The following is a 273-nucleotide window of genomic DNA, read 5'->3' as shown; positions in this document are numbered from 1 at the left end:
AGGACTTTAAAGCTTCCTTAGGTAAGTTTTCTCTCAAATCTTCAATCGCAGTTTGCATAGCAACTTTAGAGCGATTTGGCATGGGTAAAGCAATATATATACGGCTTTTTCGTTCTGCAAAGCTCGCGAAACAACCTTTACTCTTACCTCGAGAAGAAACAACTGTGTCGAGTTCCCAATGCCCGAACTCTTTTCGATTCTTCACAGATTTGGGGCGTTTTGAGATGGGAGTGCCGATATTAAACTTTCCTCGCGTTTCTTGAGACTCTCGAC

General features: G+C 42.5%; 1 pseudogene. It reads right to left on the bottom strand.

What is annotated here, in order from left to right:
- A pseudogene (locus tag FEZ33_RS12295) lies at positions 1-273 on the bottom strand (IS30 family transposase); the annotation flags it as partial.

This window comes from Ruoffia tabacinasalis (assembly GCF_005864045.1).
In the GTDB taxonomy this organism is placed as follows: Bacteria; Bacillota; Bacilli; order Lactobacillales; family Aerococcaceae; genus Ruoffia; species Ruoffia tabacinasalis.
Note: the sequence above shows the minus strand (reverse complement) of the source record. Positions and strands in the feature narration are given on the sequence as shown.